Genomic DNA, 9659 nt, shown 5'->3' with positions numbered 1-9659 from the left:
ACCCTGCACTTCCCCCCCGAGCTCCCCATCTCGAGCCGGGTGGAAGACATCACCGCGGCCATCTCCGCCCACCAGGTCGTCATTGTCGCGGGGGCCACCGGCTCGGGGAAGACGACGCAGCTGCCGAAAGTCCTGCTCGCCATGGGGCGCGGCCGCCCGCGCCAGATTGGTGTCACCCAGCCCCGGCGTATCGCCGCGACGAGCGTGGCAGCGCGCGTGGCACGCGAGATAGGCACGGAGCTGGGCACGGACGTCGGCTACCAGATTCGCTTCGAGGACCGCTCGTCCCGGCGAACGGCCGTGAAGTTCATGACCGACGGAGTCCTCCTCGCGCAGATTCACAGCGACCCGCTCCTGAGCCGCTACGACACCATCGTGCTCGACGAGGCTCACGAGCGCAGCCTCACCATCGACTTCCTGCTGGGGTGGCTCAAGCGCATCCTTCCCCGGCGCCCCGACCTCAAGGTGGTGGTGAGCTCCGCAACCATCGAGACCGAGCGCTTCTCTCAGTTTTTCGGGGGGGCTCCGGTCATCCAGGTGGAGGGCCGCACCTTTCCGGTGGACGTGCTCTACGAGCCGCCCCCCGAGGACGACGAACTCACCGACTCCGTCGCCGATGCGGTGACAAACGTCCTCTCGCTCGACCCGGACGGGGACGTCCTCGTGTTCCTCCCCGGGGAGCGGGAAATCCGCGAGGCCGAGAATGCCCTGAACGCGCGCGCGCTCCGCGGCACGGTGGTGCAGCCCCTGTATTCGCGCCTGTCGGCCGCCGAGCAGTCGCGCGTCTTCTCCACCATTCCCGAGCGCCGGGTCATCCTCGCCACCAACGTCGCGGAGACGTCGGTCACCATCCCGGGAATCGTTTACGTCGTGGACACGGGGGTGGCGCGCCTGTCGCGCTACGACCCCCGCTCGGGCACCACGCGCCTGCACATCGAGCCGGTCTCCCAGGCCAGCGCCGACCAGCGCAAAGGGCGCTGCGGACGCGTGCGCGAGGGCATCTGCGTGCGCCTCTACGACGAGGTGAGCTTCACGACGCGCCCCGCCTTCACCGACCCGGAAATCAAGCGCACCGGGCTCGCGGGGGTCATCCTGCGGATGAAGTCCCTGGGCCTCGGTGACGTCGAGGACTTCCCCTTCCTCGACCCGCCCCAGCCGAGAGCCATCGCCGAGGGCTGGCGGGTGCTCGAGGAACTCGGGGCCATCGAGGGCCAGGAGCGCACCCTGACGCCGCTCGGGCACCAGCTTGCGCGCTTCCCGGTGGACCCGCGCATCGCGCGGATGATTCTCGCCGGCGCCGAGTACGGGTGTCTGGACGAGGTGCTCATCGTCGCCGCGGCGCTCAACCTGCAGGACCCGCGCGAGCGGCCACGGGAGCTCGCGCAGAAGGCGGACGAGTTGCACCGGCGCTTCCGTGACGAGCACTCGGACTTCACGGGGCTCCTCAAGCTGTGGGCGTTCGTGAGCGAGGCCGAGGGCCGGGGGACGTCCCATCTGCGGCGCGTGTGCCGGGACAACTTCCTGTCCTTCTTGAGGGTGCGCGAGTGGCGGGACGTCCAGCGCCAGCTCGAGGAGACCGTCCGCGAGCTGCGCCTGCCGCGCAAGGGCCGGGGCACCCCGGCGCGCGGGGACGTCCTGCACCAGGCGCTCCTCACCGGGCTCCTGTCCCGCATCGGCCAGTGGAATCCGGAGCAGCGCCTTTTTACGGGTGCGAAGCAGACGCGCTTCATGGTTCACCCCTCGTCGGCGCTCGCGAAAAAGCCCCCTGCATGGGTGATGGCGTTCGAGCTCGTGGAGACGTCCCAGTTGTTCGCGCGCACCGTGGCGAAGCTCGACCCCGAGTGGCTCGCGGCGGCGGCCCCCCACCTGCTCAAGCGCAGCTACTCCGACCCGCACTGGTCGGAGAAGTCCGCGCGCGCCGTGGTGAAGGAGAACGCGACCCTCTTCGGGCTTCAGGTCTTCAAGGAACGCCCCGTGGCCCTGGCCAGCATGGACCCCGCCCGGGCACGGCTGATGTTCCTGGAGCATGCCCTGGTGCGCGGCGAGTACCGCACCCGGGGGGCGTTCCAGGAGAAGAACCGCCAGGTGTTCGAGCGCGTGGCGCGCCTGCGGGACAAGGCCCGGCGCAGCGAGCTGCTCGACAGCGAGGCGATGCTGACGTTCTTCGACCAGCGCCTCCCGGCGGACGTGACGGACGGAGCGAGCTTCGAGGCCTGGCGCCGCAAGGCCGAGGCGGCCGACCCCGACGTGCTCGTCCTCTCGATGGAGGATGCCCTCTCGCACGACCCGGGCCTGTCCCCGGCGCACTACCCGGATGCCATCACCCTGAACGGCGCATCCGTGCCGGTGACGTACACCTTCGACCCCTCGGCCGAGGACGATGGCATCACCCTGAGCGTGCCGCTGCTGCTGCTCGCCCAGTTGGTCCCGGGTGAATTCGACTGGACCATCCCCGGGTGGCAGCGGGAGAAACTCACCGCCCTGCTCGAGCAGATCCCCCGCGCCCAGCGCAAGCAGTTGGGGCCGCTGCCAACGCTGGTCGACCGTCTCGAGAAGGAACTGGTGCCCTTCCGCGGGCCGATGATTCCAGCGCTCGTGCGTGCGGTGTCCCGGCTGTGTGGCGTGGACGTGCCCGAGGAGTCCCTCCGGGCGGAAGTTGTGGCGCCGTACCTGCGCATCACGCTCCGGGTGCTCGACGAGCGGGGAAAGGAGCTCGCGCGGAGCCGCGACGCCGACTCGCTGCTGGAGCAGTACGGGGGACGCGCACGGGCTGCGCTGCGCAGCGCCGCGCCGACTTCGGACTGGGAGCGACAGGGACTGACGACGTGGACCTTCGGCGAGCTGCCCCCGATGGTCACCCGCCGCGTCGGCGGGCTCGACGTCCGCAGCTACCCCGCGCTCGTCGACCGGGGTGCTGCCGTGGATCTGGTGCTGCTCGAGACATCCTCCGCCGCCGAGGCGGCCACTCGCACGGGGGTCCGCCGGCTCCTGATGCTCGCCGCGCGCGGACACGTGGCCGTCAGTGCCTCGCGCATGCCGCTACCCTTCCCGTCCCTGGACGGCGCGCCGCCCGCGCGGGGCCAGGCCGACGCCTTCCGGCCGCTCGTCCTCGCACGCAGCGTCGACGATGCGTTCAAGCTCGCACCGGGTGCGCCGCTGCCACGCACGAAGGCGGCCTTCGAGGCGCTGGTCCGTGAGGGCTCACCGCGCATCGAGCCCACGGCCAGGGACTGGGCGAACGCCGTCGTTGTCACCTCCGCGGAACTCTCCGCGACGCTCGCCGCACTCAAGGCGGCATCAAAGGGGCCGAGCGGCGCGGCGGCCGTGCGGGACATCCGCGCGCAGCTCGGGCATCTGTTCCCCGCGAACCTCATCGAGTGGATTCCCTTCGCGCGCCTGCTGAACTACCCGCGCTTCCTCCGCGCAGCCCAGGCACGGCTGTCGCGTGCGGTGGCGAACCCCGGCAAGGACGCGGGGAAGGCCGCGCCCTTCACCCCCCTGTGGGAGACCTTCCTCGCCAGGCGCGCCTCCGTGCGGGACCAGGAGGCGGCGCAGGCCCTGCGATGGGACTTCGAGGAGCTCCGCGTGGCCATCTTCGCGCCTGAGGTGACGACGCCCGTGTCGGTGACGGTGGCGAAGGTCGGCGCGGCCCTCGCGGCGCTGCGCTAGCAGCGGGTGGCTGTGCGTCCGTGACGAGAGCATCGGCGTCCTCAAGGTGCTCCGCCGCCAAACGTCGCCGTCCGACACAAGCTCAGGTTCCTGCTGAGCGATAAGTCCGAGCCAGCTTGGCGGCCTTTTTGGAAAACCGCGACATCCACTTCGACGATGCCCACTCTTGGCTGAGAGTGTCTGCCCAGTCCGCAATCGCCTTGCGCTGCGCGACGCTGAGAGCCGTCAACACAGGGGCGGGATAGTCACCATCAATGCGACAAAGAAAGCCGTGGAGATGAATCCACAGCTCGAAGTCGGCCGAATTCGCCAGCATGACGCGGAGAACCGAAGGCAGGTAGTACAGGACGGCGGCGTCCGTCATGTACGAGAAGTCTTCCATGTACAGCGAGCCAGGGAATGGCTGGGATTCCACGTCGTTCCGCATCTTGCCGAAGAAGTGGTCGATAACGTACTTGGCCTCGATGCCCGGCGGTGCAAGCTCTTCCTCGGTTCGTGGAATGACCGCATCTCTGAAGGCGAGGTCAATTCCGTGGATGACGTCGTCGCGTTTCAACATGATCAGACACAAGGAATGGCCGCTCGGGAGCACACCTTCCGCTCAGAACATTTCCTTCAATTTCCGTTCGACAGAACTCGGCTGCCGCCCGAGAAGTCGTGCGATGGTCTCGGCATCCAGTCTCCGCCGGGCGAGTTCCGCGACCGCATCGAGTTCCTCATCCCCCCAGGGCTCATAGGCGCGCGGATACGTACGGCGCGCTTCCACCATCTCCGGCTTCAGGTCGGTCTTCCGGATGCCAAAGTGCAAGATGAGATTGACCTCGGGCTTCGGCGTGGGAGCAACAGCGACTGGTTGCGCCGCAGCCGTCCCACCCGACGAGATAGGCTTTGCGCTCTTGCGGATGGCCTTGACCTGCTCCTCGAACTGCTTGAACAGCGTGGGTGAGTCACTGGCTTTGATTTGAAGAGCGCATTCCCAGCTATTGAGCGCGGAGGTCTCTACAAGGTTCATGGAAGTGAGGACCGCGCATTGCTCGCTCAGGTACAGCTTCGCGTGCAGCCGGTCGAGGCACAGAAGTTGGGCTCCTGCCGCAGCGAAAGGCTGGAGGTGTGCTGCCGTCTTGGTCACCTCGTCCTCCCGGACGATGAGCGCGACGGGTATCCGCGCCTCCAGGCGTCCCCGAATCGCATTCTGGAGATGGTTCCAGGGCTTGAAGTACGGCGTCACCAGGACCAGCTCTCGCTGGGCTCCCTCAATCAAATCCTGAACGGCCGAAGAAATCTTGCTGTGGGGAATAAAGCTGGGGATTTCGTCGGAACGTCCAAAGAACATGTCGGCTCCAGAGGGAAGGTAGGGATTGCATCTCAATCACCCCACCCTGTCCAGCGTCCGCGACGCGCCCCCTCCGGGGGACACCGGACTGAACAGGAAGCCTCAAGGCCCACGTCCAGGGGGAGCCGTCACGACGAGTGCCCCCAGACCCAGGTGTCCGGTACACCCCTTGGACGGGAAGTCGCCGGTTCGGCAGGCCGTGGGCCCCCCAGCCAGGGCTCCGTCCACTGACCCAGGAATGGCGCGCGGTGGCGTCGTCGTCGCCAGATTCACGAGTCCACGGAGCGCTTCATGTCGATCCCCGTACCGCCCAATCGTCGCGCTCTTGAAGGCGCCCTGCCGGCGTCCTCTCATTCTCAGAGGAGCATCCCATGTCCTATATCGATGGTTTCGTCATCGCCGTGCCGACCGCGAACAAGGAGAAGTTCATCGCACATGCCCGCAAGGGCGACCCCGCCTTCATCGGGTACGGTGCCCTCCGCGTGCTGGAGTGCTGGGGAGACGACGTGCCGAGCGGCAAGCTCACCGACTTCCGCAGGGCCGTGCAGGCCAAGGACGATGAGACGGTGGTCTTCTCGTGGATTGAATGGCCCGACAAGGCCACGCGCGACGCAGGCATGGAGAAGATGATGAAGGACCCAAGCATGAGCCCCGAGCAGAACCCGATGCCCTTCGACGGCGCGCGGATGATCTACGGCGGCTTCGCGCCGGTAGTGGTGCTGGACAAGTAACCCGGGCTGGCCCGCGGGGACTCAGGTCAAAACCCGTCCCCGCGCGCCCTCTGCGCCCACCTTGAGCCGGAGCGTGTACAGGCCACCCTCTCCATGCTCGCTGGCGCGAGTCCATTGCAGCCTGCCTTCACACTCGAGGCACCCGCGCGGCGCGGCTGGCTCTCCACAAATGGAGGGCACCGCGCCGCTTCCTGTTGGGCGCCCGTGGCGGCATCACACCCGCCCAGCCCACTCTCGCGACTCAGCCATACAGCTCGCTCAGCGGTCCCGGCGCGATGCGCGTGCTGCCCTCTTGCCCGAAGGTGTTGAAGTCCGCGTCTCCGAACGCGTGGCCAAGCGTGTTGAAGAGGTTGGAGACCTGCCGGTTCCGGGCTGCGTCGTACTTCGGGTACACCACTGTGCGCCCGTCGGTCTTCAGGCCCAGCGCGTTGCCACCCACCACGAGCTTCGGCCACTCACGCGAGGTCGAGTGGTGCTGCTCGCCGTTGTCGGACATGAAGACAATCGCGGTGTGGTCCAGCATCGAGCCGCTCGCACCGACCTCTGGCGTAGCGGCCAGCGTCCTCGCCAGGTTCGCCACCAACTGCACGTGCCGGCGGGTGACCTCCGCGACGCGATCCCAGTTCTGCCCGGCATCCAGGCCGTGCTGCAGGCTGTGTCGCGCGATGTCGGCCACGTCCGGGCCGTAGGCCACGTCAAAACCCGAGGTGCCCGTCGCCAGTACCACCGTGTTCGTCAGCCCACCCAGGAGGGATGCCGTGGCGATCTGGAACTGCGCCTCGAACCACTTCAGCGAGTCGGGCGGTGAGCCCGCGCCAGTGATGAGCGGATTGTCCTTCGGCGCCAGCGGCAGGTAGGGCCGCACGCGGTCCGCCATGCCCGCGAGCTGATCCTCCCGCGTGCGCAGCGATTCGAGCGAGGAGAGGTAGCGCTCCAGTTTCAGCCGCTCGTTGGAGTTGCCTCTGAACTCCGCCAGCGCCTTGCGCGAGTCGGCCAGCGCGAAGTCGAAGAGCATCTTGCGATCACGCCCGTTCGTCGAGCCGCCGAGCAGCGAGCCGAAGGTGCTGTCGAACGCGAGCGACGGATTGACGATGATGCCCGCGGGCTTGCGCGGTCCGAGCGCGCAGGTCTCGTACACAATCGACACCCGTGCGGAGCTGGTTCCCAGGCGCAGCACGTCGAACGGGGCACCACGACGCAGACGAGGGGCGATCACCGCGTCGAAGGTCGCGCCCGCGCCGTTCACCGCGCAACTCAGCCCACCCGTCCCGCTGGAGTGCCCGCCGCCCGCGATGAGGCTCGAGAGCCCCAGCAGCACGGCGGAGCGGTTCACCAGGTCGATGTTGCCGGAAGACGCCGCCAGCGGCCCGAGGCTGATCGCACTGGCGAGATTGTCGCCCTCACGAACCAGCGGCGCGTCCTTGTACGCGTCCCAGAAGAGGCGATCGGAGGTATTGGCGCGTCCACCTAGCGCCGTGCGGGTGCCCGTGCTCAGGAGCGCGCGGGGGTAGACGCCATTGCATTCGAGGACCAGCACCAGACGCGCCGGCCGCGCTGACGACTGGGCGTAGACGTCGTGGAAGTAGGGCGCGAAGAGGCCGGCGGCCATGCCCTTCAGGACGGTTCGTCGCGAGAACATGGCGGTCACTCTCCAGCCTGCGGCACGCGCCGCGTCTTCCAGGTGTCACTGGTCATCAACGTGGTCAGCATCTTGGAGAACGAGCCGTTGTTCTGATCATAGGCCTGCTCCATCTGCGTCAGCGTGCAGGCGTCGCTCGGGTTCTCCGGGCGGCCCATGAAGTAGCGGAAGGCCTGTCGCATGAAGCAGCGTTTCACGTGCCGAGAGGTCGCCAGGCGCTCGCTCAGCTCCACCGCGTCGCGCACCGTTCCGTTCAGCGCGGGGTCCGGCATCGACGTGAGCGTCGAGCTTCCGTCCGGCGTAGTCCAGCCTCCGCTGGGCGAGTGATCCCGCGCGCGCAGGAAGCCCGCGTGGTTGTAGATCTCGAAGGGCAGACCGAGCGGCTCCATCAGGCGGTGACAGCCCTGACACTGCGATCCGGCGGTCGCCTCCTGCAGGCGGCGGCGCGCGTTCTTGTCGGCCGCGTGAGCGCCGACCTGGGCTGCCACCTGCACGCTGCTGAGCGGCGGGACGAAGCCGCACAGGAGGTTCTCGCGCACCCACTTGCCGCGGTGGACGATGGACGGATCGTCCTCGAAGTTGCCGCCGTGCGCGGCCAGCCACACTGGGTGGGTCAGCACGCCCGCGCGCTCGGTGGCGGGCAGCGTCTTCCAGCGGCCCGCGACGGTCGCCGGGAGAATCTCGCTGATGTTGTAGGGGTGCGAGAGGCCCTTGTGCGAATCGTACGCCGCGTGCTGCATGGAGGGCACGTAGAAGGTGCGCGTGGTGAGCAGATTCGCCAGCACGTCCTGATCCTCGATGACCACCCGCGCGATCAGATCGTCGAACTGCTGGATGAAGGTCGGCTCCAGCGGATGGAAGTTGGTGAGCAGGTTGTCGTACGAGACCGCGCTGATGTAGCCGAGCCCCTCGATTTCGAAGCGCGAGGTCGCCGCCGGAGACTCCTTGAACACCGCGGACACGTGCTCGTAGCCAAGCCACTCGCGGAAGAAGCCCGCGACGCCGTCACCCAGCCAGTACTGCCCGCGCTTGGAGCGCTGCTCCTCGTTGTAGTCCTGCACCAGATCGAAGCGCGGCGTCCCGTTCTGGTTGGCGTCGACTCCGCCCAGGTACTTCTCGATCAGGGCGGTGGTCGTCGCATCCTGCGTGAGCGAGCCGTCCTTCGCGGCGGTGGCCACGTCCGCCAGATGCCCCTCGAGGGGCGCGGAGTAGTGAGGGTACACGAAGCTCGGTGTGGCCGAGGGAGCCCGCCCCGCCAGCGCGTAGGCCAGCTGAGAGCCCAGCTCGAGGCTGGTCAGCTCCACGCGACCGTCGGCCGGCTCGCCGCCCATCTCGCGGCGGAACACGGCGCCGGTCATCATCCACGCGGCGTTGGAGATCCGCGTGATGGAGGCCGCGCGGTTTGTCGGGGAGTTGCTCGGCTCCTGCGCGATGACCTCGGTCGCGAAGGCGGTGAGGCGGGTGAGCTCATCCTCCGTGGGCGGGCGGAAGAAGACGCCGAACTCGAGCATCTGGCCGAGGTGGAAGCGCTTGCAGGTGTCGCTCGGGTTCGCGTCGACGAACATGCAGTTGAAGCGCCTGTCGGTGTAGACACGCTCCATCCGGTTGCCGTCCGGGTAGTTCATCGTCCACGGCGCGGCGGCCTCGCCGACCACCGGCAGGAAGAGTTCCACCGTGGCCTCGTCCAGCGTCTCGTCCGTGGCCCAGGAGCTGTACTGCTCGATGGCGCTGGGATCGAGCGGGTTGTCGTAGAAGCTGAACCCGGTCCAGCTGCGCTCGACCGAGCCACCAACGTTGCGGGTGAACTCGCGTCGGTTCATGCGGCGGATGCGCGTCGACGCATCCGAGCGCACGCCCTCGGTGCAGCTGAAGAGCGTGGACTGATCGAGCAGGTTGGGCTCGGAAACCACCGTCACGGGTGGGCTGCCCGTGCCACTGCAGAGGGGCATCCCCTCCCCGATCCACGTCTCGAGCGCGGTGAGTTCGGCTGCGCTCGCGCGCGCATGCGGAGCCGGCGGCATCGGAGACGCGTCGTCGCGCATGCGGATGAGCGCACGCTGGGCGGTGCTGAGCCTCCCATCCATCGCCGAGCTCACCCGCATGTCGTGCAGGGTGCGCAGCGGCATCGTCGCCCCCTGGGTTGGCAGCGCGCCGTGACAGGTGGCGCAGCGATCGGCGAGCACCGACTGCACCACGCACGCGGCCCCCAAGCCCCCCCCGGGCTGTCTCTTTTACACATCTTACGCTGCCGAACATCGCATACGGGTAAATCCCGGTGGTCGCCGTT

At 68.1% G+C, this 9659-nt stretch carries 6 protein-coding genes; 2 read left to right on the top strand and 4 right to left on the bottom strand.

What is annotated here, in order from left to right:
* A partial coding sequence (gene hrpA, locus FJV41_RS45295; protein WP_246137820.1) for an ATP-dependent RNA helicase HrpA occupies positions 1–3669 on the top strand: 3669 nt, incomplete at its 5' end.
* Between the two features lie 82 nt (positions 3670–3751).
* Here hrpA and FJV41_RS45290 read toward each other — a convergent pair.
* Both FJV41_RS45290 and FJV41_RS45285 read right to left on the bottom strand, forming a co-directional pair.
* Positions 3752–4228 carry a hypothetical protein gene (locus FJV41_RS45290; RefSeq protein ID WP_141648854.1) on the bottom strand — a complete coding sequence of 159 codons (477 nt, stop codon included), beginning with the start codon at positions 4226–4228 and terminating at the stop codon, positions 3752–3754.
* A gap of 42 nt (positions 4229–4270) precedes the next feature.
* Positions 4271–5002 (bottom strand): phospholipase D-like domain-containing protein, encoded by a 732-nt coding sequence (locus tag FJV41_RS45285; protein WP_141648853.1) that lies wholly within the window; start codon positions 5000–5002, stop codon positions 4271–4273.
* Positions 5003–5373: 371 nt separating this feature from the next.
* Here FJV41_RS45285 and FJV41_RS45280 point away from each other — a divergent pair, with 371 nt between their 5' ends.
* The gene (locus FJV41_RS45280) at positions 5374–5733 is read left to right on the top strand and encodes a DUF1428 domain-containing protein (RefSeq protein ID WP_141648852.1); all 360 of its coding nucleotides are present in this window, start codon (positions 5374–5376) and stop codon (positions 5731–5733) included.
* Positions 5734–5974: 241 nt separating this feature from the next.
* Here FJV41_RS45280 and FJV41_RS45275 read toward each other — a convergent pair whose 3' ends face one another.
* Positions 5975–7372 (bottom strand): DUF1552 domain-containing protein, encoded by a 1398-nt coding sequence (locus FJV41_RS45275; protein ID WP_141648851.1) that lies wholly within the window; start codon positions 7370–7372, stop codon positions 5975–5977.
* A gap of 5 nt (positions 7373–7377) precedes the next feature.
* Positions 7378–9498: a DUF1588 domain-containing protein gene (locus tag FJV41_RS45270; RefSeq protein WP_141648855.1), complete on the bottom strand. Its 2121-nt coding sequence runs from the start codon at positions 9496–9498 to the stop codon at positions 7378–7380.
* Between the last annotated feature and the right edge of the window lie 161 nt (positions 9499–9659).

This window comes from Myxococcus llanfairpwllgwyngyllgogerychwyrndrobwllllantysiliogogogochensis (genome assembly GCF_006636215.1).
Lineage (GTDB): Bacteria > Myxococcota > Myxococcia > Myxococcales > Myxococcaceae > Myxococcus > Myxococcus llanfairpwllgwyngyllgogerychwyrndrobwllllantysiliogogogochensis.
This window is presented reverse-complemented; position numbering and strand designations above follow the sequence as displayed.